We start from the raw sequence: 25,402 nt of genomic DNA, 5'->3' as shown, positions 1-25,402 counted from the left end.
CCCCACGCCCGGCCGGGACGCATCGTCGGACGCCGCCCTCGCGGTCGGGTGAACATCCGTACCATCGACTCCGGAATCGCCCGCCACGCCCGCGACTCCCGGAGGCCCACCATGACCGCTCCCACCAGCCCCAGCACGCCGCGCCCCTCCCGGGCCCCGCTCGGCGAGGACGCCCCCGGCGACCTCGAGCGGTTCGTCGAGCAGGCCGAGGCGACCCTGGCCGCGGACCCCGAGCTGGCCGAGAGCCTGCGCTCGGTGATGCGCCACCTCAACAGCGCGCCGTTCGACCTCACCGGCGGCGAGGCCTCCCAGGCCTGACGCGGGGCTGCGGCCCGTCGGGCGGGCCGCAGGCCCCGCGCGAGCAGGTCCCGCGACCCGGCCCGCAGCCGCCCGACGCCCCTGATCCCGCGGCCGCCGCGCGGCCAGGCTGGAGGCATGCACCTGCCCCTGCTGCTCGCGTCCGGCCACGGCTCCGGCGACCTCCACGGCCTGCTGTTCTGGATCTCGTTCCTCACGATCGTGGTGGCGGTGCTGATCGCCGCCACCGCGACCTGCCTGGTCGCCGCGGCGCGGTCCTACGACCGACCCGCCCGACGCAGCGTCCGACCCGCCCGGCACGGCGGCTGACCCCGGACCCTGCTTCCGGGCGAGAGCCCGCGGCGGCGAGCGCCTAGCGTGGGGACGTCCCACCGCCGTCCAGCCCAGGAGCGTCATGTCCGGCCCCGCCACCAGCACCCAGGTCCAGCTCGTCTCGCGTCCCACGGGCTGGCCCACCCACGACGACTTCCGCACCGTCGAGGTCGAGTACGGCGAGCTCGCGGACGGCCAGGTGCGGGTGCGCAACGAGTTCCTCTCCGTCGACCCCTACATGCGGGGGCGGATGAACGACACGCGCTCCTACATCCCGCCGTTCGCCCTCGGCGAGACGATGACCGGAGGCGCCGTCGGCCGGGTCGTGGAGTCGCGCTCGGCCGACGTGCCGGAGGGGGCGCTCGTCCTCCACCAGCACGGCTGGCGCGACCTCGTGCAGGAGGACGCCGCCGGCTTCCGCGTGGTCCCCGAGATCCCGGGCGCTCCGAGCTCGCTCCACCTCGGCCTATTCGGCCTGACCGGCCTGACCGCCTACGTCGGCCTCACCGCCATCGCGGACCTCCAGCCCGGCGAGACCGTCTTCGTCTCCGGCGCGGCCGGCGCGGTCGGCTCCGTCGCCGGCCAGCTCGCGCGCCTCCTCGGCGCGAAGCGCGTCGTCGGGTCCGCCGGCTCGGCCGAGAAGGTCGCCCTGCTCACCGAGCGCTACGGCTTCGACGCCGCCTTCGACTACAAGGCCGGGCCGGTCGTCGACCAGCTCCGCGAGGCCGCTCCCGAGGGCATCGACGTGTACTTCGACAACGTCGGCGGCGAGCACCTCGAGGCCGCGCTGTCGGTCTTCAACGACGGCGGACGGGCCGCGCTGTGCGGCGCGATCTCGGCCTACAACGCGGGCGAGCCGGCCCCGGGTCCGCGCAACCTCGCCAACGCGATCACCCGCGGCCTGACCCTCAAGGGCTTCACGCTGGGCGACTACCGCCACCTCGCCCCGGAGTTCCGGGAGCGGCTGACCCCGTGGTTCGCGGCGGGCGAGCTGGTGTGGGACGAGACCGTCGTCGAGGGCATCGACCACGCCGTCGACGCGTTCCTCGACATGATGCGCGGCGCGAACATCGGCAAGATGGTCGTGCGCGTCTGACGGCTCGGACACCGCGTCCGGCGCCGCGGGGCCGCCGCTAGATTGCGGGGCATGCTCGCCACCACCCGTCACGGCTCCGTGTCCCTGCTCGAGCTGCAGCGTCCCGAGCGGCGCAACGCGCTCGACCTCGCGCAGTGCCGCGCCCTCGCCGAGGCGGCGCAGACGGAGGTGGCGGCCGGTGCCCGGGTGCTGGTGATCACCGGCCAGGGCACGTCGTTCTGCTCGGGCGCCGACCTGACCGGGGTCTACGGCACCGAGTTCCTCGACGCGCTGTACGGCATGCTGCACGGCCTGACCCGGCTGCCGGTGCCGGTCATCGCCGCGGTCAACGGCCCGGCCATCGGGGCCGGCACCCAGCTGGCGCTGGCGTGCGACCTGCGCGTCGCGGACGAGAGCGCGCGCTTCGCCGTCCCGACCGCTCGCAACGGCATGGCGGTGGACGCCTGGACGATGCGCGCGCTGGCCCACGTCGCCGGCGGCGGCCTCGCCCGCCGGCTCATGCTCGCCGCCGAGACCGTCGACCGCGACGAGGCGCTCCGCGCCGGGCTCGCGGACCGAGCCGGCGACCTGGACGCCGCGCTGGCCTGGGCGCAGGAGATCGCCACCCTCGCGCCCCTGACCCTGGCGCACAACAAGCTGGTCCTCAACCGCCTCGTCGACACCGCCCAGGACGCCGAGATCGACGCCTCGTTCGCCGCGTGCTGGGCCTCCGACGACGTCCGCGAGGCAGCGACGGCCCGCACCGAGCGGCGGACGCCGGTCTTCACCGGCCGCTGAGCCGCCCGGCCCGGCGTCCACCGACCGTCCGGGCACCGACCCCCCGTGCGTCCGGCGGCGTCCCTGGGGGATGCTGACCCCGGGCGCGTCCGCGCCCCCGACCCTCGGAGGACACCCGTGAAGCGCATCCTGGCCGGTCTGGCCGCGACCGTCTGCCTCAGCGCCGGCCTCACCGGCTGCGGTGGCGGCGACGACTCGAACGCCGGCGGCGGAGGCTACTGCGACCAGCTCAAGCAGGCGCAGTCCACCCTCGGCTCGCTCGAGGCGGCCGACCTGAGCAAGTTCCAGTCGCTCGTCGACGTCGTCTCCCGGTTCGCCGACTCCGCGCCCGACAACGTCAAGCCGGCCTGGCAGACCATCGACGGCGCCCTCCAGGAGTTCCAGGCGGCCCTGGCCGACGCCGGGCTGAAGGTCAGCGACCTCGCCGGCCTCTCCAGCGGCAGGATCCCGCCGGGCGTCGACGCCAAGAAGATCTCCGAGCTCGGCACCAAGGTGCAGAAGCTGGCCAGCGAGGAGACCCAGAAGGCGGGCGAGACGATCAGCGCCGACGCCCAGAAGACCTGCCAGATCACCCTGGGCGGCGCCTCGTCCACGCCGTCGCCCTCCGCGTCGACGGCCGGCTGAGGCCGGATCCACCGGAGCCGGGGGCGGCACGAGGAGCGTCGCCCCCGCTCTGGGGAGCGCGCCCGGATGGGCGCTGCCGCTAGGCTTCCCCCCACTCCGCCGTCGGCGGAACGGCCCCTCGGAGGCCGACCCCCAGCCCGAAGGACCCTGACGCACCACGATGGACGGCCCTCGAAGTCGCCCGCTCCCTCCTCCGCCGCCGCGTGACGGCGGCCGTCCGGCCGAGGGGAGGGAGCACCCATGACCGCCTGGATCCTGCTCGGCGTCGCGCTGCTGCTGGTGGTGGCCTGCGGCATGTTCGTCGCCGCCGAGTTCTCGTTCGTCACCGTCGACCGTCACCAGGTCGACGTCGCCGCGGCCGCCGACGAGCCCGGGGCCGCGGGACTCCAGGCCGCGCTGCGTCAGCTCTCGACGCAGCTCTCCGGCGCCCAGGTCGGCATCACCGTCACGAACCTCGCCATCGGCTTCCTGGCCGAGCCCGCCGTCGCCGAGCTCGTGCGCGATCCTCTGGAAGCGGCGGGCCTGCCTTCCTCCGCGGTCGGGCCGACCGCGCTGGGACTGAGCCTCGCGGCGAGCACCGTCGTCACGATGCTGCTCGGGGAGCTGGTCCCGAAGAACCTCGCCCTGGCCCGACCGCTCGCCGTCGCCCGCGCCACCCAGCGCCCGATGCGCGCCTTCACCCTCGCCACGGCGCTGCCGATCCGGCTGCTCAACGGCTCGGCCAACGCGCTGGTGCGCCGGCTCGGCATCGAGCCGCAGGAGGAGCTCCGCTCGGCCCGCAGCTCCACCGAGCTCGCCTCGCTGATCCAGCGCTCGGCCGACGAGGGCACGCTCGACGCCGACACCGCCGAGCTGATGGAGCGCTCGGTCGAGTTCGGCACCCGCACGGCCGGAGAGATCATGACGCCGCGGGTGCGCACCCTCACGCTCGAGGCCAACGACCGCGCGAGCAGCGTCATCGAGCTGGCCCGCTCCACCGGCCACTCCCGGTTCCCGGTGCTGGACGCCGAGGACGCCGTCGTCGGCACCGTGCACGTCAAGAACGCCGTCGCGCTGCCCGTGCACGAGCGCGCCACGACCAAGGTGAAGCACCTGATGGCGCGGCCGACCGTCGTCCCCGACTCGCTGCGTCTCGACCCGCTCCTCGCGCTGCTCCGCGAGGACGGCTTCCAGATGGCGATCGTGCTCGACGAGTACGGCGGGCACGCCGGCATCGTCACCCTCGAGGACGTGATCGAGGAGATCGTCGGCGACATCGCCGACGAGCACGACCGGCTCGCCTCCCGGGCCCGTCAGCGCCGGGACGGCTCGTGGCTGCTCTCCGGCTTGCTGCGTCCCGACGAGGTCGAGGACATCACCGGCGTCGCGCTGCCCGAGGGCGAGGACTACGACACGATCGCCGGTCTGGTGCTCAGCGTGCTGGGCCGCATCCCGATGAGCGGCGACCTCGCCGAGGTGCCCGTGCCCGACGAGGTCGACCCGACGGAGGCGGTCGAGGCGCGCGAGCGGCTCGCGGTGCTCACCGTCGAGCACATGGACGGGCTGCGCATCGACCGGCTCTCGCTGCGGCTGCTGCCGCTGCCCGGCGCCGATGCCGACGCGGTCGAGGAGGCCGCCCGATGAGCGATCTCGCCGCCGTCGGCCTCGCCGTGGTGCTGCTGGCGCTCAACGCCTTCTTCGTCGGCGCCGAGTTCGCGTTGGTGTCGTCGCGACGCAGCCAGATCGAGCCGCGCGCCCAGGCCGGCTCGCGGATGGCCCGCTCCACCCTCCGCGCGATGGAGCAGGTCTCGCTGATGATGGCCGGCGCCCAGCTCGGCATCACGATCTGCTCCCTCGGCCTCGGCGCGGTCGGCGAGCCGGCCGTCGCCCACCTGCTCGAGCCCGTCCTGCACGCGGCGGGCCTGCCCGACGGGCTGCTGCACCCGCTGGCGTTCACGATCGCGCTGCTCGTCGTGGTGTTCCTCCACGTCGTGCTCGGCGAGATGGTGCCGAAGAACATCGCCATCGCCGGGCCCGACCGCGCCGCCCTGCTGCTCGGTCCGCCGCTGCTCGCGATCGTCACGGTGCTGCGTCCCCTCATCGCCGCGCTCAACGCCTGCGCGAACGCCATCCTGCGGGCGCTGCGCGTGGAGCCGAAGGACGAGGTGAGCTCCGCGTTCACCCGCGAGGAGGTCGCCGCCATGGTCGAGGAGTCGCGCGGCGAGGGCCTGCTGGAGGACGACGAGTACGACCGCCTGGCCGGCGCGCTCGGGTTCACCGAGAAGACCGTCGCCGCCGTGCTGATGCCGCCGGCCGGCCTGGCCACCGTGCTGCGCGGCTCCACCGCCGCCGACGTCGAGGCGCTCTGCGCGGCCACCGGCTTCAGCCGCTTCCCGGTGCGCGGGGTCGACGACGAGCTCGTCGGCTACCTCCACATCAAGGACGTCCTGGAGACCGACGAGGCGCGACGGCTGCGGCCGATCGAGGACAAGTGGGTGCGTCCGTTCGCGCCGGTGCGTCCGACCGACCGGCTCCACGAGGTGCTCGAGCAGCTGCAGCGCCGCGGCGCCCACATGGCGCGCGTCGTCGACCCCGACGGCGTCACGCTCGGCGTGGCGACGCTCGAGGACGTCATCGAGGAGCTCATCGGGGAGATCCGCGACGCCGCCCACCACGACGAGCCGGTCGCATGACGCGAGGTGTCGCGCCCGCTCGCGGCACGCTGCCGGGACGCCGCTAGGGTCTGTGCCGTGGCCCCCGCGACGACGTCCGCCGACGCGCGGTCCACGCGCGTGTGGACGCTGCCGAACGTGCTGAGCGGCGTGCGCCTGCTGGGCGTCCCGCTGTTCCTGTGGCTCGTGCTCGGGCCCGAGGCCGACGTGCTGGCGCTGCTGGTGCTGGTGGCCTCCGGCGTCACCGACTTCCTGGACGGCTGGCTCGCCCGCCGCTGGGACCAGACGACGGCGCTGGGCCAGCTGCTCGACCCCATCGCCGACCGGCTCTACATCCTGGCGGTGGTCGTCGGGCTCGGGCTGCGCGAGGTCATCCCGTGGTGGCTCGCGATCGCGCTCCCGCTGCGCGACCTCCTCATGTGGGGTCTGGTGCCGCTGCTGCGCACCCGCGGGCTCAGCTCGCTGCCGGTGCACTTCCTCGGCAAGGCGGCCACCTTCAACCTCCTCTACGCCTTCCCGCTGCTGCTCCTCGGCGACGGCACGGGGGCGGTCGCCGAGGTGGCGCGCGTGGTGGGCTGGGCGTTCGCGCTGTGGGGCGTGGGCCTCTACTGGTGGGCCGGCGTCCTCTACGCGGCGCAGGTGCGCCGACTGCTGGCCACCACCGAGCGGGTGCGGGCCTGAGGTGAGCCGCCCGTACCCCGTCGTCCCGCCCGCGCCGCTGCCGGCCCGGGTGACGACGCCGCTGCTCACCCTGATCACCCAGCAGTCGCTCGACGAGGACTACCTGCACGCGGCCGAGCGACGAGCCGCGCGGGCCGCCGCCGCGGCCCCCGATCCGCAGGCCCCGCCGGCGGACGACGGCGCCGGCGGGAGTCGTCACCTGCAGGCGGCTGCCGTGCTCGCGCTCTTCGGGCTGCTGCTCATGACCGCCGTCATCCAGACCGCCCGCAACGCCGACTCGACCGCGGCGGGTCGCGCCACCCTGATCTCCCGCATCGACGACCAGCGTCGTGTGCTGGCCCGCGAGCAGGAGCGCATCCAGCGCGACCAGGACGCCGCGGCCTCCGCCACCGACGAGCTGACGACGCTCCGCGGCGAGGCCGCGACGGCGCAGGGCCGCCTGCGACGGCTCCAGGTGCGCACCGGCTACCTCCCGGTCGCCGGCCCCGGGGTGCGCCTCACGGTCCGCGACGCCCCCGACGACGGCGAGCTGGTTCGCGACACCGATCTGCGCCGGCTCGTCGACGGCCTCTGGGAGGCCGGCGCCGAGGCGATCGCGATCAACGGGCAGCGGCTCAGCGTCCTCTCCGCCATCCGCAACTCCGGGCAGGTGGTGAACGTAAACTACCAGCCGCTGCGCGCCCCGTACGTGGTCTCGGCGATCGGCGATCCCAAGCGGCTCCAGGCCGATCTGCTCGACACCGAGAGCGGCGCGGCGTTCATCGGCCTGACCGACCAGTACGGCTTCGGGCTGACGATGCAGAATGTCGACGACGACACCGGGCTGCGCCTGCCCGCCGCCCCCGCGCGTACGCTCCGGTGGGCGCGCCAGGCGCCCCCGTCCAGCCCCGCCGCCGCTGAGGAGTCCCGCTCGTGATCGCCCTGCTCGGACTGCTGGTCGGCGTCGTCGTGGGCCTCGTGGTCCAGCCCGACGTCCCGCTCTCGCTCGAGCCGTACCTGCCGATCGCGGTCGTCGCCGCGCTCGACGCCGTGTTCGGCGGCTTCCGGGCGTTCCTCGACGGCATCTTCGACGACAAGGTCTTCGTCGTCTCGTTCGTGAGCAACGTCGTCATCGCCGCGGCGATCGTGTGGGTCGGCGACCAGCTGGGCGTCGGGGGCCAGCTCTCCACCGGCGTGATCGTCGTCCTCGGCATCCGCATCTTCTCCAACGTCGCAGCCATCCGACGGCACCTGTTCCATGCCTGACGACGTGCAGCCCCCGCTCGAGCCCCGGGACGACGCCATGGACGAGGACGAGACCCCGGCCGTGCCGCCGGTGCAGCCCTCGCTAACGGGTCTCGAGCGGCTCCGCAGCGCGCTGCGGCGTCCCGGTCGCTCGCAGGCGGTCGTCGCGGTGCTCCTCGGCGTCATGGGGTTCGGCGCGGTCACCCAGGTGCAGACGAACCAGGCCGACGACTCCTACACCGGCTACCGCGAGCAGGACCTCATCGACGTGCTCTCCGGCCTGGCCGGCACGACCCGTCGTGCGCAGGACGAGGTCGACCGGCTCGAGGCCGCCCGGCGACAGCTGGAGTCCGACACGAACGCCCAGCGCACCGCCGTCGAGCAGGCGCGCACCGAGAGCGAGACCCTGGCCGTGCTCGCGGGCCTGGCCAAGGTCAGCGGGCCCGGCGTGCGCATCACCGTCACCGAGGACACCGGTCGGGTCAAGGCCTCGACCTTCTACGACATGATCCAGGAGCTCCGCAACGCCGGCGCGGAGGCCATGCAGGTCAACGGCTCGGTGCGCGTGGTGGCGCAGACCTCCGTCACGGACGCCACCGGCGGGCTGTCGATCGACGGGAAGACGCTGACCTCGCCGTTCGTGGTCGACGTCATCGGCGACCCCAGTGCGCTCAGCGGCGCCATCTCCTTCCGCGACGGCCCGCGCAGCGACCTCCAGGCCGACGGCGCGACCGTCGACGTCCAGGAGCAGACCTCGCTCGAGATCGACACCGTCCGTCAGGCCGCGCAGCCGGAGTTCGCCGCGCCCGACGACGCCCCCTGAGCGCCCCACTCGACCGCCGCCCGACCGCCGCCCGATCCCGTCCGACCACCGCCCGCCGACCCGAGGAGACGCCATGTACCCCGACGACCTGTCCTACACCAGCGAGCACGAGTGGGTGCGCGTGCCGGGCGAGCACGACGGCTCCGTCCGCATCGGCATCACCCAGTACGCGCAGGACGCGCTGGGCGACATCGTCTACGTCTCGCTGCCGGTCGTCGGCGAGCTGCTCGAGGCCGGCACCACCTGCGGCGAGCTGGAGTCGACGAAGTCGGTCTCCGACGTCTACGCCCCGGTCTCCGGCGAGGTCGTCGCGGTCAACGAGGCGCTCGCGGCGACCCCGGAGCTGGTGAACACCGACCCGTACGGCGCCGGCTGGCTCTTCGAGGTGGCCGCCGACGCGAGCGCGGTCGCGGACCTCATGGACGCCGCCGCGTACCAGGCCGAGATCGGCGCCTGATCGTCCCTCGGCCCCCGAGCGACGACCGGCCGCGGCTGGTAGGTTCGTCGGCAACCGTCACCCTTCACCTGGTGGTGAGGGTTCCCCGGGCTCGGGGACGACGGCAGTCCGATCCGGAGGAGTAGCCCGATGCCGTTCTGCACCGCGTGTGGCAGGCAGAATCCCGATGACGCCCGCTTCTGCGCCCAGTGCGGCACCCGGCTGGTCACCGACACCGCCCCGGCCGGCCTCGGCGAGACCCCGGGGGAGACGACGGCCACGATCCAGATCGGGCTCGACGCGCGCGACACCAGCGACCGCGCGCTCAACGCCGTCGACGCCGAGGCCGTCGACGCGCTGCCGGACGGCCACGCGCTGCTGATCGTCCAGCGCGGGCCCGGCTCGGGCAGCCGCTTCCTGCTCGACGCCGACCAGGTCTCGGCCGGGCGCCACCCCGACAGCGACATCTTCCTCGACGACGTCACCGTCTCCCGGCACCACGCGGTCTTCGAGCGCACCCCCGAGGGGTTCACCGTCACCGACGCCAACAGCCTCAACGGCACGTACGTCAACCGCGACCGCATCGACACCGTCGCCCTCGGCGACGGCGACGAGGTGCAGATCGGCAAGTTCCGGCTCGTGTACTTCTCCGGCCAGACCGGCCGCTGACGCCGTCCCGGCATGCCGCACGCCAGCGACCCCCATGCGGGGCCGGGGGACGCCTCCCCGCGGATGAACATCGGGGAGGTGCTCGACCTCCTGCGTCCCGACTTCCCGGGCGTCACCATCCCGAAGATCCGGTTCCTGGAGGACAAGGGCCTGATCAAGCCCGAGCGCACCCCGGCCGGCTACCGCAAGTTCTCCCACCGCGACGTCGAGCGGCTGCGCTACGTGCTGCGCATGCAGCGCGACCACTACCTGCCGCTGCGGGTCATCGGCGAGCACCTCGACGCGATCGACCGGGGCCTGGAGCCTCCGGCGATCGACCCCGTCGTGCCGACCGTCCCGACGGTGGCGCTGGCCGCCGACGGGCTGCCGAGCGCCGAGTCCTTCCGCCGACGCGACGGCCTGCGCCTCTCCCGCAAGGAGCTGCTCAAGGTCGCGGAGGTCGACGAGGAGCTGCTGGGCGAGCTCGAGCGCTTCGGCCTGATCACCCCACGCCCGGGCAGCGGTCACTACGACACCGACGACCTCGTCATCGCCCAGACGGCGCGCGACCTCGCGGAGTTCGGCATCGAGCCCCGGCACCTGCGGGCGTTCAAGGCCGCCGCGGATCGGGAGGTCGGCCTCGTCGAGCAGGTCACCGCGCCCCTCTCGCGCGGACGCGACGCCGCCGCGACGGCGCGGGCCGCCGACGTCGCCTCGCAGGTCGCGGCGCTCTCCGTCCGACTGCACGCGACCCTGGTCAAGGCGGGCCTGGACCGCTGATCGCGCCGGTCGGGCTCACCCGGTCGGGTCCGCGTCCGGTCGGCGACGCCCTGGTGCCCTGTGCCCACGGCAGTAGGGTGGCGATGTGCGCGAAGTCGATGTGATGGGCGTCCGGGTCGAGATGCCGACCAACCAGCCGATCGTCCTCCTGCGGGAGGTGGGCGGCGAGCGCTACCTGCCGATCTGGATCGGCGCCGTCGAGGCCACCGCGATCGCCTTCGCCCAGCAGGGCGTCGTGCCGCCCCGGCCGCTCACCCACGACCTGCTCAGGGACGTCCTCGAGGCCACCGGCAACGGGCTCACCGAGGTGCGCATCACCGACGTGAAGGACGGCATCTTCTTCGCCACCCTCGTGCTCGCCTCCGGAGCCGAGGTCAGCGCCCGACCCTCTGACTCCATCGCGCTCGCGCTGCGCACCGGCAGCCGCATCGTCTGCGCCGAGGCCGTGCTCGACGAGGCCGGCCTCGCCGTCCCCGCCGAGCAGGAGGACGAGGTGGAGAAGTTCCGCGAGTTCCTCGACCACGTCAGCCCCGAGGACTTCGAGTCGCGCTGACGATCGACGCCCGGCCTCACCCTCACCTTGAGATTGAGGGTTCGACACGCCGGAGACGTCTTTGCCACCTCTCCGCGGCGGCCGTACCTTGAACCGTCTCTGTTGTAACTCCGTCGCTGTGATCCGTCCGGCTCGCGCGTCTTCCCTCTGAGTTACGCTCAACGGAGTAGCCATCCGGAGGACCGCGTGAACGAGCACGAGCAGCACGTCACCGACGCCGACGCCCTGCGCGCCGGCGAGGTGGCCGAGGAGCAGGGACTGCTCTTCACCGACGACGTCTCGCCCCTGCCCAGCGATCTCGGCTACCGCGGTCCGACCGCGTGCAACGCCGCGGGCATCACCTACCGCCAGCTCGACTACTGGGCCCGCACCGGCCTGGTGGAGCCGACCGTCCGGGGCGCGAGCGGCTCGGGCTCCCAGCGGCTGTACTCCTTCCGCGACATCCTGATCCTCAAGGTGATCAAGCGGCTGCTCGACGCCGGCATCTCGCTGCAGAACATCCGCACCGCGGTGGAGTTCCTCCGGGAGCGCGGCACCGACGACCTCACCCGCGTCACCCTGATGTCCGACGGCGCCTCGGTCTACGAGTGCACCAGCAACGACGAGGTCATCGACCTCCTGCAGGGCGGCCAGGGCGTCTTCGGCATCGCGATCGGCGGCGTCTGGCGCGAGATCGAGGGCACCCTCGCCGAGCTGCCGAGCGAGCGCGCGGCCGACGCCCCCGCGGTGACGTCCGGGCCGGGCGACGAGCTCGCCGCCCGGCGTGCGGCCCGCACCGCCGGCTGAGCCCTCGGCAGCGCACCTGCACCACGCACCTCCTCCACGACCCGTCCGGCGCCGCCGGGCGGGTCGTCGGCGTTCGGACCGCCGGCCGGTAGGCTGAGCACGCTGACCATCCCGCGTGGGAGAGCTCCGGCGAGACCGGAGCGCCGAAGGGGCAACACCTCCCAGGAACTCTCAGGCGCCAGGACCATGCGGGGGAGGCGACTCTGGAGCGGCGACGCGGCTGTGACTGAGGGGGAGGGACGACACCGTCCTCCCGACCTCGAGGAGCCCGCATGACCTTCGCCGACCGGCACATCGGCCCCCGCGACGCCGACGTCCAGCGCATGCTCGACGCGCTCGGCCTCGACTCGCTCGACGCCCTCATGGACGCAGCCGTGCCGGCGAGCATCCGCGACCGGGCGCCTCTCGACCTGCCGGAGGCCGTCGACGAGCATGCGGTCGCCGCCGAGGTGAGAGCGCTGGCCGCGGCGAACCGGCCCGCCGAGGCGATGATCGGCCTGGGCTACCACGCGACGATCACGCCGCCGGTGATCCGCCGCAACCTGCTCGAGGACCCGTCCTGGTACACCGCGTACACGCCGTACCAGCCGGAGATCTCGCAGGGCCGGCTCGAGGCGCTGCTGAACTTCCAGACCGTCATCGGCGACCTCGCCGGCCTGCCGACGGCGAACGCCTCGCTGCTCGACGAGGGCACCGCGGCCGCCGAGGCGATGACGCTGGTGCGGCGGGCGAACCGCAAGGCGTCCGGGCCGTTCGTCGTGGACGCCGACGCCCTCCCGCAGACGATCGACGTCGTCCGCACCCGCGCCGAGGCGATGGGCATCGAGGTGCTGGTCGTCGATCTGCTCGGCGACCTGCCCGACGGGCCCTGGTCGGGCGTCCTGGTGCAGTACCCGGGTGCGTCGGGTCGGGTGGTCGACCCGCGTCCGGCCATCGAGGCCGCCCACGAGCGCGGCGGCCTGGCCGTGGTGGCCGCCGATCTGCTGGCCCTCACGGTGCTCGAGGCACCCGGCGCGCTCGGCGCCGACGTGGTCGTCGGCTCGTCCCAGCGCTTCGGCGTCCCGCTCTTCTACGGCGGCCCGCACGCCGGCTTCATGGCGGTCGCCGCCGGCCTCGAGCGTCACCTGCCGGGTCGCCTGGTCGGCGTGTCGGTCGACGCCGAGGGACGCCCCGCGTACCGCCTGGCGCTGCAGACCCGGGAGCAGCACATCCGCCGCGACAAGGCCACCTCCAACATCTGCACCGCCCAGGTGCTGCTGGCCAACGTCGCCTCGATGTACGCCGTCCACCACGGTCCCGAGGGCCTGCGGGCGATCGCCGAGCGGATCGCCCTGCACGCCACCACCATCGGCGCGCTGCTCGAGCACGCAGGTGTCGAGCTGGTGCACCGGGCGTACTTCGACACGCTGCAGGCGCGGGTGCCCGGCCGGGCCGCCGAGGTGGTCGCGGCAGCCCGCGAGCGCGGCGTCCACCTGCGCCTCGTCGACGGCGACACCGTCGGCATCAGCGTCGGCGAGACCTGCGACGGACGCGTGGTCGCCGACGTGCTGCGCGCCTTCGACGCCCACCCCGAGAGCGAGCACGTCGGGTACGCCGACGGCCCCGGGCTGCAGCACGCCGCGCCGCAGCGCACGACGCCCTACCTGACCCACCCGGTCTTCCAGGAGCACCGCTCGGAGACCCAGATGCTGCGCTATCTGCGGCGTCTCTCCGGGCGCGACTACGCGCTCGACCGCGGCATGATCCCGCTCGGCTCGTGCACGATGAAGCTCAACGCCACGGTCGAGATGGAGCCGGTGTCGTTGCCGGGCTTCGCCGACCTCCACCCCTTCGCGCCGGCCGAGGACGCCGGGGGCTATCGCACCATGGTCGACCAGCTGGAGGGCTGGCTCGCCGAGGTCACCGGATACGACCGCGTGTCCATCCAGCCGAACGCCGGCTCGCAGGGCGAGCTGGCCGGCCTGCTCGCCATCCGCGGCTACCACCGCTCGCGCGGCGACGTGCAGCGCGACGTGTGCCTGATCCCGAGCTCGGCGCACGGCACCAACGCCGCCTCCGCCGTGATGGCGGGCATGCGGGTCGTCGTCGTGAAGTCCGCGGACGACGGCACCGTCGACCTCTCCGACCTGCACCAGCAGTGCGAGAAGCACGCCGACACGCTCGCCGCCGTCATGGTCACCTACCCCTCGACGCACGGCGTCTACGAGGGCGCGATCACCGAGCTGTGCGACCTCGTCCACCGCTACGGCGGCCAGGTCTACGTCGACGGCGCGAACTTCAACGCGTTGCTCGGCTACGCACGCCCGGGTGCCTTCGGCGGCGACGTCTCGCACCTCAACCTGCACAAGACCTTCTGCATCCCGCACGGCGGCGGCGGCCCCGGCGTCGGACCGGTGGCGGTGCGCGCACACCTCGCGCCGTTCCTGCCCTCGCACGCCGCGCATCCCGACGAGGCCCGTCGCTCGGGCATCGGACCGATCTCGGCGGCGCCCTACGGCTCGGCGGGCATCCTCCCGATCTCGTGGACGTACGTGCGACTGATGGGCGCCGAGGGCCTCACCCGGGCGACCGCCGTCGCTGTGCTCGCGGCCAACTACGTCGCTGCGCGGCTCGACCCCTACTTCCCGGTGCTGCACCGCGGTGAGAACGGACTGGTCGCCCACGAGTGCATCCTCGACGTGCGCGGGCTCGCGCAGGAGACGGGCGTGACGGTCGACGACGTCGCCAAGCGGCTGGTCGACTACGGCTTCCACGCACCGACCATGTCGTTCCCGGTGGCGGGCACGCTGATGGTCGAGCCGACCGAGTCCGAGGACCTCGCCGAGATCGACCGCTTCTGCGACGCCATGATCGCCATCCGCGGCGAGATCGACCGCGTCGCGGCGGGGGAGTGGAGCGCCGAGGAGTCGCCGCTGCGGCACGCGCCCCACACGGCGCGGGCGCTCGTCGGCGCCTGGGACCGTGCGTACTCCCGCGAGCTCGGCGCGTTCCCGCAGGGCGTCGACGTCGACAAGTACTGGCCGCCCGTGGCCCGGATCGACCAGGCCTATGGCGATCGCAACCTGCAGTGCTCCTGCCCGGCGCCGGAGGCGTTCGCCGAGCAGGCCTGACCCGGCGCTCAGGCGGCGTCAGCCCGCGGCGGCCACCCGGACCTCGAGGCGGGAGCCGCTGCGGGCCTTGCGCAACACGAGCTGGGTGGGGATGCGATCGCGCATCTCGGCCACGTGGCTGACCACGCCGACGACCCGTCCGCCGTCGCGCAGGGCGTCGAGCATGTCGAGCACGTCGTCGAGGGTGTCGGCGTCGAGGGAGCCGAAGCCCTCGTCGACGAAGAGGGTGTCGAGGGCGGCTCCGCCGATCTCGCCGGTGATCACGTCGGCGAGGCCCAAGGCCAGGGCGAGGGAGACGACGAAGGTCTCCCCGCCCGAGAGCGTGGCCGGGTCGCGCGCCTCGCCCGACCAGTCGTCGCGCACGAGGAGACCCAGGCCACCGCGGGTGTCACGGTGGCCGCGCTCCGCGGTGTGCTCGAGTCGGTACCGGTGATCGGTCATGCGGGTCAGGCGGACGTTCGCGGCCTCGACGACCTGGGCGAGGCGATAGGCGAGCACGTAGGCCGAGAGCCGCATGCGGAGGCGGTTGTCCTCGGACTTGCCCTCGACGAACGCCGCGAGCCCGGCCACGCGCTCGTGCTCGCGCTGAGCCGGCAGCCAGCGCGCCACCAGCGCCTCGAGCTCGTCGAGCAGGGTGACCAGCCGGCCGCTGCGCGTGGTCGCGATCGCCAGGCGCTCGCGCCCCCGGCTGAGCGCCTCGGCGGCCGCCTGCGCGGCGCCTCGCAGGGTCTCGACGTCCGGATCGGGCAGGGTCTCGGCCTCCAACAGGTCGGGCGCCTGCTCGAGGAGCTCGCGGCGGAGGGCGTCGGCGGCGTCCGCGCGACGACGCCAGGCGTCGCACGCGGAGGCAAGCTCGGCGACCTGCTCCTCGGACCGCCAGGCCCGGTCGACCGCGGCGGCGTCGTCGAAGCCCGACGCGGCGAGCGCGGTCTCGAGGTGGCGTCGCGCCTCGTCGAGGGCGTCGTCGGCGACGACGGCCGCCGCCTGCGCCTGCACGACGGCGTCGAGACGTCCGAGCCGTCGGGTCGCCTGCTCGAGCAGCGGGGCGAGCAGGTCGAGCGGATCGACGGGACCCGGGTCGAGCCCCAGTGGAGCGGCGGTCACGCCGTCGGAGGTCGTCAGGCGGGCGACCGCGTCACCGACGTGTCCTCGTCCGTCGGCGAGGTCGGCGACCAGCATGGCGGCGCGCTCGGCCAGCACCGCCGCGTCGGTGCGGGCGGCGGCGAGCAGGGCGGCATGCGCGTCGGCCTCGGCACGGAGGCGCGCGAGGCGCTGCTCTGCCTCGCGGGCGCCGTCGGCCAGGGGCCGGGCCTCCGCCAGCCGGCGGTCGACGTCGTCCGCCAGCCGTTCGAGCTCGTCCGGCTCGGCGCCGGCAGCGCGTTCGACGGCGCGCACCGAGGCCAGCTCGAGGTCGCGCACGGCTTCCGCCCGGGTGTGCTCGGCGGCCTTGGCGTCGTCGAGGACGCGCTGGGCGCGACGTTCCTCCGCGGCGTCAGCCTGACCGTGCGGAGCGATCGCCTTCGAGGGATGCTCCGCCGAGCCGCACACCGGGCAGCAGCCGCCGACGGCGAGTCCGCCGGCGAGCTCGGCGGCCATGTTGGCGATGCGCTCCTCCCGGGCGTCGAGCAGCCGCTCGTGCGCCGCGACCACCGCCTCGCGGGCACACACGTGGTGCTCGCGCGCCTCGGCGAGGAGGGGGGCGAGTCGTACCGCCTCGCGCGCGCCGTCGAGTCGCGCGCACACCTCGCCACGCGTCGCGGTCAGCTGCTCGACGAGGCGCCGGGCCTCGCCGCTGCGGGTCACCTCGCGCTCGGCGGCGATGACCTCCTCGGGCAGCGTGGCCCCGCGCGCCTCGAGGTCGGCGACGGCGCTCTCGGCCTCGCGGAGGCGGTCGGCGACGGCGACGAGCTCGCGCTGCTGGCGCACCAGCACGTCGCGCCGGGGGAGGAGCGCGCGGAGCTCGACGACGACCTCCGCGGCGTCGTCGCGGGCCGCGGCCAGCGCGAGCGGCGCGTCCGTCGCGCCCTCGGGCTCGTCGTCGGGGCGGAGCGCGGAGCGGGCCCGGGCCAGGTCGGCGTGAGCGGCCTCGGCGCGCTGCGTCGTGCGGGCGAGCACGTCCTGCAGCGGACGCACGGAGGCGGCCCGGCCGGCGGCGGCGATCGCGTCGAGACGCTGCCGGTGGGCCGGAGCCTCCCGCTCGAGATCGGCCTCGTCGGCGCGGAGCGTCCTGACGGCCGCGACGACGTCGCGCAGACGCACCGCCTCGTCGAGCTCCCGGCCGGCGCGCTCGTCGTCGACCGCCAGGCCGGCCACGGCGTCCGCGGCGTCGGCGAGACCCTGGGTGGCCTCCTCACGGATCGAGCGGGCCCAGGCGATCAGCGTGCCGTCGGCGGCGGGGACGGCGAGCGCGGCGCGGTCGGTGGCCTCCACGCCCTCGGGCAGCTCCGCGCCGGCGGCCTCGAGCACGCGGCTGGCGTGCGAGCCGATCTCCTCGAGCATCGTGTCGGTGCGGCGCCGCAGCCGGATGCGCTCGTCGCGCAGCCAGCGCTCGACCTGCTCGAAGCGACCCGTGCGGAAGAGCCGTTGCAGCAGCTGGTGCCGTTCGTCGGCGCGGGCGCGGAGGAAGGCCTGGAAGCGGCCCTGCGGCAGCATCGCCACCTGGGTGAACTGGGTCAGCGTCATGCCGAGCAGCTCGCCGACGAGCTGGCCGGCCTCGTCGGCGCGGGTGGTGACCGGCTCCCAGGAGCCGCCGCGCAGCTCGGTGACGGCCACCTTCGCGGGCTCCGTGGTCATGCCCGTGCCGCGTCGCTTCGGACGCTCCCATGCGGGGCTGCGGGTGAGGCGCAGCCGTCGTCCGCCGAGGGTCGCCTCGAGCCGCACCTGTGCCGGCACGTGGGCCTCGGCCTGGTCGGAGCGCAGTCGCTTGGCGGTGGCGCGGTCGCCGGGCACGTCGCCGAAGAGCGCGAAGCAGACGGCGTCGAGCACGCTGGTCTTGCCGGCGCCGGTGGGGCCGGTGAGCAGGAAGAGACCCGCGGCGGAGAGCGCGTCGAAGTCGACGGAGACCGGATCGACGAACGGGCCGAAGGCGGTGACCTCGAGGTGGTGCAGGCGCATCAGCCCACCAGGCCGTCGAGCGGGAACAGGGCGTCGGCCTGCTCGTCGTCGCAGCAGGCGTCGACGGCGCGACGCAGCAGCGCGGCCTCGGCCCGCTCGGGCTCGCGCCCGCGCATGGTGGCCAGGAACTCGTGGGCGAGGTCGTGGTCGGTGCGACCGCGGCTGCGGGCGGACGGCAGGGACCCGAGGGTCGGCGCAAGGGAGTCGAACCCGAGCACCAGGGTGTGGGGGAAGCGGCGGCGCAGTCGCTCCATGGCCTGCAGCGGCCGCTCGGCGTCGGTGAGCGTCGCCTGGACCCAGCTGCCTTCGTGCCGCGCGTGCGCGGGGTCGGCGAGCAGCTCCTCGAGCGTGCCGCGCAGCCGGACGAGCGGCCGCGGCACCGGTGCGTCGACGAAGGTCGTCGACGCCACGCCGTCGGCGCCGAGGTCGACGAGCCACGAGCCCTTGCGATGCGTGGCCTCGGAGAACGAGTAGGCGAGCGGCGAGCCGCTGTAGCGCACCGTCGGGCTCAGCTCGTGACGGCCGTGGAGGTGGCCGAGCGCGGTGTAGGAGATGCCGTCGAAGAGCTCGAGCGGCACCACCGAGACCCCTCCGACGCTGATGTCGCGCTCGGAGTCGGACTCCTCGACGCGGCGTGCTCCGCCGGCGACGAAGGCGTGCGCGAGCACGACCGAGCGGACGCCGGGCCGCCCCGCGAGATCGGCGCGCACCCGGGCCATCGCCTCGCCCAGCACCGCCTCGTGGGTGCGCCGCGGCACGTCCCACAGCGGCGCCACGGCCTGGGGGTCGAGGTAGGGCAGCCCGTGCACGGCCACCGGACCGTGCTCGTCCTCGAGCAGCACGGGCGTGCCGACCCCGTGCACGTCCGTGCGCAGGTGCACCCCGGCGGCGTCGATCAGCCGGGACGAGAAGCCCAATCGCTGGGCGGAGTCGTGGTTGCCGCTGGTGAGCACCACCCGCGCCCGCGAGGCCGCCAGCCGGGCCAGCGCCTCGTCGGCGAGCCGCACCGCGTCGACCGGCGGGAGCGCGCGGTCGTACACGTCGCCGGCGACCAGCACGGCGTCGACCTGCTCGGACTCGACCACCTCGAGCAGGTGGTCGACGAAGGCCGCCTGGTGCCCGAGCATGCCCTCGCGGTGGAAGGAGCGGCCCAGGTGCCAGTCGGAGGTGTGGAGCAGTCGCACGGGACGACCGTAGGAGCCGCCTCCGACAAAACCGGTGAGGCCACGCCGCCGGCGTCCGCTCAGGCGTAGCGGACGGCCCGCTCGCCGCGGACGAAGCCGTACAGCGCGAGGCCGGACTCGCCCGCCAGGCGGGCGCTGAGGCTGGTGGGCGCGCCGACCGCGACGAGCGCGCCGATGCCGGCCGTCACCGCCTTCTGCACCAGCTCGAACCCCGCCCGTCCGCTCACGACCAGCACGTCGCCGCCGGGCGCGTGACCGGCCAGCACCCGGGCGCCGGTGACCTTGTCGACCGCGTTGTGCCGGCCGACGTCCTCGCGGACGACCAGCGTCTCGCCGGCCGCGGTGAACAGCCCGGCGGCATGCACCCCGCCGGTGCGGTCGAAGAGCGTCTGGCTGAGGCGCAGCGCGTCGGGCAGCGCCCGGACGACGTCCGGGTCGAGGTCGACCGGCTCGGGGCGGCAGGCCGCTCGCACGGTCAGGACGTCGGCGATGCTGTCGGCGCCGCAGACCCCGCAGGCCGACGAGCCGGTGGCGGCGCTGTCGTGCCGATGACCCGGACGTCGTGCAGGCTCGGCGTCGAGGGTGACCGTGACGACGTTGAGCTCCTGCTCGGGTGCCAGGTCACGGTCGGTGCAGTAGGCGACCGACGCGGGACGCTCGGAGACGCCCTCGTGCGCCAGCCAGCCCGCGGCGAGCTCGAAGTCGTGGCCCGGCGTGCGCATGGTCACCCAAACGCGCTCGGCCGGCACGCCCGGCCACGCCAGCCGGATCTCGAGCGGCTCCTCGGTGATCAGCCGGTCGTCGTGGCGCAGCACCTCGCCTCCGCGCAGCTCCGCGACCCGCACCCGCACCGTGGGGCCGGGGCGCCGAGCCCGCGAGAGCCCCACGCCGCTGCGGCGCGGGGGAGCGGGGACGGGCTCGGCGGTCATGCTCGCGACCCTACGCGGCCGCCGGCGCGCGTCCGGCCACCCGGGCGTGGGGCCGGCCGCCCCCGGACGTCCCCCAAGGCCCGGGTCAGCGGCCGTCGACCGTGACCTTGGTGATGTCGACCGGCTTGGCCGGCGCGCCGTCCGTCGGGGTCTGACCGCCCTTCGTGCCGGCCTTGGCGACCTGAGCGATCGCCTTCACGGCGGCGGCGTCGACCTTGCCGAAGACGGTGTAGTCCTTCGGCAGGCCGGTGGAGTCGGCGTAGACGATGAAGAACTGCGAGCCGCCGGAGTCGGGGAACTGGGTCTTCGCCATGGCCAGCGCCCCGGCCGAGTAGTCCTCGTCGCCCTTCAGCTCGTCCGGGATGGTGTAGCCCGGGCCGCCGGTGCCGGTGCCGGTCGGGTCGCCGCACTGGAGCACGTAGATCCCCTCGGTGACGAGCCGGTGGCACGGGGTCTTGTCGAAGTAGCCCTGCTCGGCGAGCGACACGAAGTTGTTGACCGTGCACGGGGTGCGGTCGGCGTCGAGGGTGAGCTGGAAGTCACCGATGTTGGTGCTCATCGTCGCCTTCACCGTGCCCGAGACCGCGGGGGTCGCGGGCGGCGCGTCGACCTGCTTGGACGCCGGCTCGCCGGCGGGGTACGCGCACTCGCCGGCGCCCGAGGACGCCGAGGCCGACGCCGAGTCGGAGGCGGCCGGCGTCGACTGCGGGTCGGCGGCGGCGGTGTCGTCGCCGCTGCAGGCGGCGAGCGGGCCGACGGCGGCGAGCACGGCGACGAGGGCGAGCGGGCGGGACATCGGACGCAGACGCATGACCCCGATGCTAGGAGAGCCGGTCGAGCGGCTGCCGGGCAGCGTCCGCTTCTCAGGCTCCTCTCAGTGGCGGAGCAGCCGCCGACTCGCCGCCGGAACGGGCCCGGGGACGCGCCTCAGGCGTTGGCCCCGCGCGCGGCGACCGGCCACGGGCGCATCCCGCCCGCCTCCTGCACCCACAGGTGGTCGGCCAGGTTCACCGCCGCGCACACGTGGTTCGGCACGACCTCCACCAGTTCCCCGAGGCGCGGACGCCGGGCGGTGCCGCCCTCGGGCCACGCGACCACCGCGTGGTGCTCGGAGAGCTGGACGACGCGTGCGTCGGGGTCGTGCAGCAGCCGCCCGAAGCCGGTCGACCAGGTCGCGCGATCCGCGCCGAGCGCCTTGCTGCCGGCGTCGAGCACCACGTGTCCCTCACGCACGCTGACGACGGTCGCGACGCAGGTGAGCGCCACGTCGGCCGGCTCGACCACGCCGAGCTCCCACTGCTGGGCGTCGCCGAAGACGTACACGCCGGGGCGCAGCTCCCGCTCGGGCGCGCCGGGCTGACCGGCGATGCTGTCGGGGTCGTCGAGACTGGCCGACAGCGTGGGCGTCGACCCTCCCGACAGCAGGCGCACCTCGACGCCGGCGGCGGTGAGGGACGCGGCCGCCGCGCGCAGCGCCGTGCGCTCGGCGAGCGCCGCCGCGGCCGCCTCCCCGGGCGCGTAGCCGTGCCCGGGGAAGGTGAAGACGCCGCGCACGGGCAGCCCGGATCGGCTGGCGGCCAGGGCGACACGCCCGGCGTCCTCGGGGAGCACCCCCGTCCGGTGGTGCCCCGAGTCGACCTCCACCAGCACCTCGACGCCCGATCCGCCGAGCAGCCGGCCCGCCCGGGCGGCGGCCTCGACGGAGTCGACGCCGAAGGCGACGCGACCGAGGTCCGCGAGGTCGCGCAGCCGGAGCGCACGGTCCTGGTCGAGCCACAGCGGGTAGGCGATCAGGACGTCGGTGCAGCCGTTGCGCATGAACACCTCGGCCTCGCCGACCGTGGCCACGGTGAGGCCGACGGCGCCGGAGGCGAGCTGGAGCCGGGCGACGTCGAGCGACTTGTGCGTCTTCGCGTGCGGACGCAGCCGCACCCGGGCCGTCGCGGCGTCCTCGGCGGCCCGGCGCACGTTGCGGCGCAGGCGCTCGAGGTCGACGCGCAGGTACGGGGTCGGGACCGGCATGCCGGAGAGGCTAGAGGCCTTCCATGCCGACGGCGGTCTCCCCTCCGTTCGGCTGACGGAGGCGGGCCCGCCAGGTGCCCGAGCGGGATCAGGCCGAACTCCTTGAAGCGGTCCTGGCCCGCGACCGTGTGCGGCCCCTACGGTCAGGTCATGAGCCTGTTCCCTGATCGCCCCCGCACCGCCCTGCTGGTCGTGGACGTGCAGAACGACGTCGTCGCGGGCGCGCCGCGTCGTGACGAGGTGGTGGCCGTCATCGGCGAGCTCGTCGAGCGAGCCCGCGAGCAGCAGGCGCCGGTCGTCTGGGTGCAGCACTCCGACGAGGGCCTGCCCGCGGGCAGCCCGGGGTGGGCCTACGTGCCCGAGCTGGTGCGACGCGACGACGAGCCGCTGATCGCCAAGACCTACGGCGACTCCTTCGAGGACACCGGGCTCGAGGCCGTGCTCGCGGACCTCGGCGTCGGCACGCTGGTGGTGGCCGGGGCCCAGAGCGACATGTGCATCCGCTCGACGCTGCACGGCGCCCTGGTGCGGGGGTACGACGCGCTGCTGGTCTCCGACGGCCACACCACCGAGGACCTCACGGCCTACGGGGCGCCGGCGCCCGAGGCGGTGGTGGCCCACACCAACCTGTACTGGTCGGGCCAGCGGGCTCCGGGGCGCCGGGCGGGCACCGTCGCGGCGGCCGAGGTCGCCTTCGGCTGAAGGCCGCGGGCCGCGACCCCGCCGGGTGGGCGCGGTTGACCCACGTCACATCGCCTGCCTAGCGTCGACGGCGTCCGCCGACGCATCGGGGCGCCGGCGGCGAGGGAGGTCTCATGGGTTCCACCGTCCGCACCCCTGCCGAGCCGACGCTGCGAGCCCAGCTCAGCGCCGAGTTCGCCGGCACCGCGATCCTCATCCTCTTCGGCTGCGGGGTCGACGCGTCGGTCACCGCCGCGGGTCGCGGCGACGCCGACTCGGTCAGCTGGGGCTGGGGGCTCGGCGTCGTCCTGGGCATCTACACGGCAGGCCGGCTGACCGGAGCGCACCTCAACCCGGCCGTCACGCTGGCGCTGGCGACGTTCCGGGGCTTCGCCTGGTCGAAGGTCGGGCCATACGCCCTCGCCCAGCTGGCCGGCGCGTTCGCCGGGGCGGTCGTCGTGCGCTACACCTACGGCGACCTGATCCGTGGCGCCGACCCGGGTCTCGGCAAGGCGACGCTGGGCATCTTCGCGACCTCGCCGGGGGTCACCGCCACCGGATCCCCGGTCGGCGTCGGCACGGCCTTCGCCGACCAGGTCGTCGGCACGGCGATCCTGGTCTTCCTGGTGCTCGCGCTCACCAGCGCCCGCAACACCCCACCGCTGGCGAACCTGACGCCGTGGTTCGTCGGCATGGTGGTCGTCGGCCTCGGCATGGCGTGGGGCGCCAACGCCGGCTACGCCATCAACCCCGCGCGCGACCTCGGTCCGCGGCTCGCGGCCTTCGTCACCGGCTACGGCACGGACGCCTGGCGCTCGACCTCGAGCGACGTCCTGTACTTCTGGGTGCCGCTCGTCGCGCCTCTCCTCGGCGCGCTCGTGGGTGGAGCACTGTTCTCCTTGCTCATCGAGCGGCACCTGCCCGAGGAGCCGGTGGACGACGCACCCGACGCCCGCGGCGAGCGCGGCGTCGCGCAGCAGCCCGCGGCTGTCCGCTGAGCCCGCCCCGCACCCGATCCCGCAGCACCCGATCCCGCAGCACCCGATCCCGCAGCACCCGATCCCAGAGGAGACCACATGGCCGAGTACGTCGGCGCCATCGACCAGGGCACCACGAGCACGCGCTTCATGATCTTCGACCACGACGGACGCGAGGTCGCCCGGCACCAGCTCGAGCACGAGCAGATCCTGCCGCGCGCCGGGTGGGTCGAGCACAACCCCGTGGAGATCTGGGAGCGCACGTCGTCGGTGATCCAGACGGCGCTCAACCGGGCCCGCCTGACGTACCGCGACCTCGTCGCCATCGGCATCACCAACCAGCGCGAGACCACGGTGGTGTGGGACCGGAACACCGGTCGTCCCTACTACAACGCCATCGTCTGGCAGGACACCCGCACCGACCGCATCGCCTCGGCGCTGGAGCGCGACGGCCGCGGCGAGGTCATCCGCACCAAGGCGGGCCTGCCGCCGGCCACGTACTTCTCCGGCGGCAAGATCCAGTGGATCCTCGAGAACGTCGACGGCGTGCGCGAGGCCGCCGAGCGCGGCGACGCGATCTTCGGCACCACCGACACCTGGGTCGCCTGGAACCTCACCGGCGGCATCGAGGGCGGCGTGCACGTCACCGACGTCACCAACGCCAGCCGCACCATGCTGATGGACCTCGAGACGCTGCAGTGGGACGACGAGCTGCTCTCGTTCTTCGGCGTGCCCCGCGCGATGCTGCCGGAGATCCGCTCGTCCTCGGAGCACTACGGCACCACCACGATCCACGGTCCGGTGGCCGGCGAGGTGTCGATCACCGGCATCCTCGGCGACCAGCAGGCCGCCACCGTCGGCCAGGTGTGCTTCGAGCCCGGCGAGGCCAAGAACACCTACGGCACCGGCAACTTCATGCTGCTCAACACCGGCACCGAGATCGTCCGCTCGAAGGCCGGCCTGCTGACGACGCCCGCTTACCGCTTCGGCGACGCGCCGTGCGTCTACGCGCTCGAGGGCTCGATCGCGGTCACCGGATCGGCGGTCCAGTGGCTGCGCGACCAGCTCGGCATCATCTCCGGCGCCGCGCAGTCCGAGGCGCTGGCCCGGCAGGTCGAGGACAACGGCGGCGTGTACTTCGTGCCGGCGTTCTCCGGCCTCTTCGCGCCGTACTGGCGCTCCGACGCCCGCGGCGCGATCGTCGGGCTCTCGCGCTACAACACCAACGCCCACCTGGCCCGCGCCACCCTCGAGGCGATCTGCTTCCAGTCGCGCGACGTCGCCGAGGCGATGGAGCAGGACTCCGGCGTCCGGCTCGAGGTGCTCAAGGTCGACGGCGGCGTCACGGCCAACGAGCTGTGCATGCAGATCCAGGCCGACGTCCTCGGCGTCCCGGTGAGTCGTCCCGTGGTCGCCGAGACCACCGCTCTGGGTGCTGCCTACGCCGCCGGCCTCGCCGTAGGCTTCTGGTCGGGCACCGACGAGCTGCGGGCGAACTGGAACGAGGACACCCGCTGGACGCCGCAGTGGAGCGGTGAGCGACGCGACGAGGCGTTCGCCCGCTGGCGCAAGGCCGTGCAGCGGACCCTGGATTGGGTCGACGTCGACTGACGATGACGACGGGCCCCGCAGGCCATCACACGATCCGGCCGCCGAGCGGTCGGCAAGGAGGACAC

General features: G+C 74.4%; 25 protein-coding genes and 1 riboswitch. Of the genes, 20 read left to right on the top strand and 5 right to left on the bottom strand.

Translation table 11 applies throughout. From position 1 onward, the window contains the following. Positions 1-111 precede the first annotated feature (111 nt). From K8Z61_RS06025 to gcvP, 17 genes are all read left to right on the top strand, one after another. Entirely contained in the window at positions 112-318 is a 207-nt protein-coding gene (locus K8Z61_RS06025; protein ID WP_224127407.1) for a hypothetical protein, read from the top strand. A gap of 117 nt (positions 319-435) precedes the next feature. After that, a complete protein-coding gene (locus K8Z61_RS06020; protein WP_224127405.1) occupies positions 436-627 on the top strand; it encodes a hypothetical protein in 192 nt (63 codons plus the stop codon). Positions 628-712: 85 nt separating this feature from the next. Further along, positions 713-1,726 carry an NADP-dependent oxidoreductase gene (locus K8Z61_RS06015; protein ID WP_224127403.1) on the top strand — a complete coding sequence of 338 codons (1,014 nt, stop codon included), beginning with the start codon at positions 713-715 and terminating at the stop codon, positions 1,724-1,726. Positions 1,727-1,777: 51 nt separating this feature from the next. Continuing rightward, the gene (locus K8Z61_RS06010) at positions 1,778-2,503 is read left to right on the top strand and encodes an enoyl-CoA hydratase (protein WP_224127401.1); all 726 of its coding nucleotides are present in this window, start codon (positions 1,778-1,780) and stop codon (positions 2,501-2,503) included. 117 nt (positions 2,504-2,620) lie between these two features. Next, positions 2,621-3,127, top strand: a complete 507-nt coding sequence (locus tag K8Z61_RS06005; protein ID WP_224127400.1) for a hypothetical protein — start codon at positions 2,621-2,623, stop codon at positions 3,125-3,127. A 240-nt stretch (positions 3,128-3,367) separates the two neighbouring features. Beyond that, positions 3,368-4,750: a hemolysin family protein gene (locus tag K8Z61_RS06000; RefSeq protein ID WP_224127398.1), complete on the top strand. Its 1,383-nt coding sequence runs from the start codon at positions 3,368-3,370 to the stop codon at positions 4,748-4,750. Next, the gene (locus K8Z61_RS05995; protein WP_224127396.1) at positions 4,747-5,799 is read left to right on the top strand and encodes a hemolysin family protein; all 1,053 of its coding nucleotides are present in this window, start codon (positions 4,747-4,749) and stop codon (positions 5,797-5,799) included. The genes K8Z61_RS06000 and K8Z61_RS05995 overlap by 4 nt, the downstream gene beginning before the upstream one ends. 57 nt (positions 5,800-5,856) lie before the next feature. Beyond that, the gene (locus K8Z61_RS05990; protein ID WP_224127394.1) at positions 5,857-6,459 is read left to right on the top strand and encodes a CDP-alcohol phosphatidyltransferase family protein; all 603 of its coding nucleotides are present in this window, start codon (positions 5,857-5,859) and stop codon (positions 6,457-6,459) included. 1 nt (position 6,460) lies between these two features. Continuing rightward, a complete protein-coding gene (locus tag K8Z61_RS05985; protein WP_224127392.1) occupies positions 6,461-7,375 on the top strand; it encodes a DUF881 domain-containing protein in 915 nt (304 codons plus the stop codon). After that, entirely contained in the window at positions 7,372-7,704 is a 333-nt protein-coding gene (locus tag K8Z61_RS05980; RefSeq protein ID WP_224127391.1) for a small basic family protein, read from the top strand. The genes K8Z61_RS05985 and K8Z61_RS05980 overlap by 4 nt, the downstream gene beginning before the upstream one ends. Then, positions 7,697-8,506, top strand: coding sequence for a DUF881 domain-containing protein (locus tag K8Z61_RS05975; protein ID WP_224127390.1), 810 nt, complete (start codon positions 7,697-7,699; stop codon positions 8,504-8,506). The genes K8Z61_RS05980 and K8Z61_RS05975 overlap by 8 nt, the downstream gene beginning before the upstream one ends. Positions 8,507-8,579: 73 nt before the next feature. Beyond that, positions 8,580-8,963, top strand: coding sequence for a glycine cleavage system protein GcvH (gene gcvH / locus K8Z61_RS05970; RefSeq protein ID WP_224127389.1), 384 nt, complete (start codon positions 8,580-8,582; stop codon positions 8,961-8,963). Positions 8,964-9,092: 129 nt separating this feature from the next. Beyond that, positions 9,093-9,611: an FHA domain-containing protein gene (locus tag K8Z61_RS05965; RefSeq protein WP_224127388.1), complete on the top strand. Its 519-nt coding sequence runs from the start codon at positions 9,093-9,095 to the stop codon at positions 9,609-9,611. Between the two features lie 12 nt (positions 9,612-9,623). Next, complete coding sequence (locus K8Z61_RS05960; protein ID WP_224127386.1) at positions 9,624-10,370, top strand: MerR family transcriptional regulator; 747 nt, start codon at positions 9,624-9,626, stop codon at positions 10,368-10,370. Between the two features lie 85 nt (positions 10,371-10,455). Continuing rightward, entirely contained in the window at positions 10,456-10,923 is a 468-nt protein-coding gene (locus K8Z61_RS05955) for a bifunctional nuclease family protein (RefSeq protein WP_224127384.1), read from the top strand. Between the two features lie 225 nt (positions 10,924-11,148). Then, positions 11,149-11,709, top strand: coding sequence for a MerR family transcriptional regulator (locus K8Z61_RS05950; RefSeq protein WP_308116749.1), 561 nt, complete (start codon positions 11,149-11,151; stop codon positions 11,707-11,709). A 106-nt stretch (positions 11,710-11,815) separates the two neighbouring features. Beyond that, a riboswitch (glycine riboswitch) is annotated at positions 11,816-11,906 on the top strand. Between the two features lie 75 nt (positions 11,907-11,981). Beyond that, the gene (gene gcvP, locus K8Z61_RS05945; RefSeq protein WP_224127382.1) at positions 11,982-14,819 is read left to right on the top strand and encodes an aminomethyl-transferring glycine dehydrogenase; all 2,838 of its coding nucleotides are present in this window, start codon (positions 11,982-11,984) and stop codon (positions 14,817-14,819) included. A gap of 18 nt (positions 14,820-14,837) precedes the next feature. Here gcvP and K8Z61_RS05940 read toward each other — a convergent pair whose 3' ends face one another. The 5 genes from K8Z61_RS05940 to K8Z61_RS05920 form a co-directional block, all read right to left on the bottom strand. Then, entirely contained in the window at positions 14,838-17,933 is a 3,096-nt protein-coding gene (locus K8Z61_RS05940) for an AAA family ATPase (RefSeq protein ID WP_224127380.1), read from the bottom strand. Next, the gene (locus K8Z61_RS05935) at positions 17,933-19,117 is read right to left on the bottom strand and encodes an exonuclease SbcCD subunit D (protein ID WP_224127378.1); all 1,185 of its coding nucleotides are present in this window, start codon (positions 19,115-19,117) and stop codon (positions 17,933-17,935) included. The genes K8Z61_RS05940 and K8Z61_RS05935 overlap by 1 nt, the downstream gene beginning before the upstream one ends. 59 nt (positions 19,118-19,176) lie before the next feature. Next, positions 19,177-20,046 (bottom strand): formate dehydrogenase accessory sulfurtransferase FdhD, encoded by an 870-nt coding sequence (locus K8Z61_RS05930; protein WP_224127376.1) that lies wholly within the window; start codon positions 20,044-20,046, stop codon positions 19,177-19,179. Positions 20,047-20,131: 85 nt separating this feature from the next. Continuing rightward, a complete protein-coding gene (locus K8Z61_RS05925; protein WP_224127374.1) occupies positions 20,132-20,857 on the bottom strand; it encodes a peptidylprolyl isomerase in 726 nt (241 codons plus the stop codon). Between the two features lie 116 nt (positions 20,858-20,973). After that, a complete protein-coding gene (locus K8Z61_RS05920) occupies positions 20,974-22,068 on the bottom strand; it encodes an alanine racemase (protein WP_224127373.1) in 1,095 nt (364 codons plus the stop codon). A 150-nt stretch (positions 22,069-22,218) separates the two neighbouring features. Here K8Z61_RS05920 and K8Z61_RS05915 point away from each other — a divergent pair, with 150 nt between their 5' ends. The 3 genes from K8Z61_RS05915 to glpK all read left to right on the top strand — a co-directional run bounded on the left by K8Z61_RS05915 (position 22,219) and on the right by glpK (position 25,337). Continuing rightward, the gene (locus tag K8Z61_RS05915) at positions 22,219-22,770 is read left to right on the top strand and encodes an isochorismatase family protein (protein WP_224127372.1); all 552 of its coding nucleotides are present in this window, start codon (positions 22,219-22,221) and stop codon (positions 22,768-22,770) included. A 113-nt stretch (positions 22,771-22,883) separates the two neighbouring features. Then, positions 22,884-23,747: an MIP/aquaporin family protein gene (locus K8Z61_RS05910; protein WP_224127371.1), complete on the top strand. Its 864-nt coding sequence runs from the start codon at positions 22,884-22,886 to the stop codon at positions 23,745-23,747. Between the two features lie 78 nt (positions 23,748-23,825). Continuing rightward, entirely contained in the window at positions 23,826-25,337 is a 1,512-nt protein-coding gene (gene glpK / locus K8Z61_RS05905; protein ID WP_224127369.1) for a glycerol kinase GlpK, read from the top strand. Positions 25,338-25,402 lie beyond the last annotated feature (65 nt).

Origin of the sequence: Nocardioides sp. TRM66260-LWL, assembly GCF_020075545.1 — a bacterium.
Lineage (GTDB): Bacteria > Actinomycetota > Actinomycetes > Propionibacteriales > Nocardioidaceae > Nocardioides.
Note: the sequence above shows the minus strand (reverse complement) of the source record. Positions and strands in the feature narration are given on the sequence as shown.

What these genes read in the sequence shown, in the direction of transcription:
- K8Z61_RS06025 (WP_224127407.1), top strand. Translation starts at nt 112, where the DNA reads ATGACCGCTCCCACCAGCCCCAGCACGCCGCGCCCCTCCCGGGCCCCG.
- K8Z61_RS06020 (WP_224127405.1), top strand. Translation starts at nt 436, where the DNA reads ATGCACCTGCCCCTGCTGCTCGCGTCCGGCCACGGCTCCGGCGACCTC.
- K8Z61_RS06015 (WP_224127403.1), top strand. Translation starts at nt 713, where the DNA reads ATGTCCGGCCCCGCCACCAGCACCCAGGTCCAGCTCGTCTCGCGTCCC.
- K8Z61_RS06010 (WP_224127401.1), top strand. Translation starts at nt 1,778, where the DNA reads ATGCTCGCCACCACCCGTCACGGCTCCGTGTCCCTGCTCGAGCTGCAG.
- K8Z61_RS06000 (WP_224127398.1), top strand. Translation starts at nt 3,368, where the DNA reads ATGACCGCCTGGATCCTGCTCGGCGTCGCGCTGCTGCTGGTGGTGGCC.
- K8Z61_RS05995 (WP_224127396.1), top strand. Translation starts at nt 4,747, where the DNA reads ATGAGCGATCTCGCCGCCGTCGGCCTCGCCGTGGTGCTGCTGGCGCTC.
- K8Z61_RS05975 (WP_224127390.1), top strand. Translation starts at nt 7,697, where the DNA reads ATGCCTGACGACGTGCAGCCCCCGCTCGAGCCCCGGGACGACGCCATG.
- gcvH (WP_224127389.1), top strand. Translation starts at nt 8,580, where the DNA reads ATGTACCCCGACGACCTGTCCTACACCAGCGAGCACGAGTGGGTGCGC.
- K8Z61_RS05965 (WP_224127388.1), top strand. Translation starts at nt 9,093, where the DNA reads ATGCCGTTCTGCACCGCGTGTGGCAGGCAGAATCCCGATGACGCCCGC.
- K8Z61_RS05960 (WP_224127386.1), top strand. Translation starts at nt 9,624, where the DNA reads ATGCCGCACGCCAGCGACCCCCATGCGGGGCCGGGGGACGCCTCCCCG.
- gcvP (WP_224127382.1), top strand. Translation starts at nt 11,982, where the DNA reads ATGACCTTCGCCGACCGGCACATCGGCCCCCGCGACGCCGACGTCCAG.
- K8Z61_RS05940 (WP_224127380.1), bottom strand. Translation starts at nt 17,933, where the DNA reads ATGCGCCTGCACCACCTCGAGGTCACCGCCTTCGGCCCGTTCGTCGAT.
- K8Z61_RS05930 (WP_224127376.1), bottom strand. Translation starts at nt 20,046, where the DNA reads ATGACCGCCGAGCCCGTCCCCGCTCCCCCGCGCCGCAGCGGCGTGGGG.
- K8Z61_RS05925 (WP_224127374.1), bottom strand. Translation starts at nt 20,857, where the DNA reads ATGCGTCTGCGTCCGATGTCCCGCCCGCTCGCCCTCGTCGCCGTGCTC.
- K8Z61_RS05920 (WP_224127373.1), bottom strand. Translation starts at nt 22,068, where the DNA reads ATGCCGGTCCCGACCCCGTACCTGCGCGTCGACCTCGAGCGCCTGCGC.
- K8Z61_RS05915 (WP_224127372.1), top strand. Translation starts at nt 22,219, where the DNA reads ATGAGCCTGTTCCCTGATCGCCCCCGCACCGCCCTGCTGGTCGTGGAC.
- K8Z61_RS05910 (WP_224127371.1), top strand. Translation starts at nt 22,884, where the DNA reads ATGGGTTCCACCGTCCGCACCCCTGCCGAGCCGACGCTGCGAGCCCAG.
- glpK (WP_224127369.1), top strand. Translation starts at nt 23,826, where the DNA reads ATGGCCGAGTACGTCGGCGCCATCGACCAGGGCACCACGAGCACGCGC.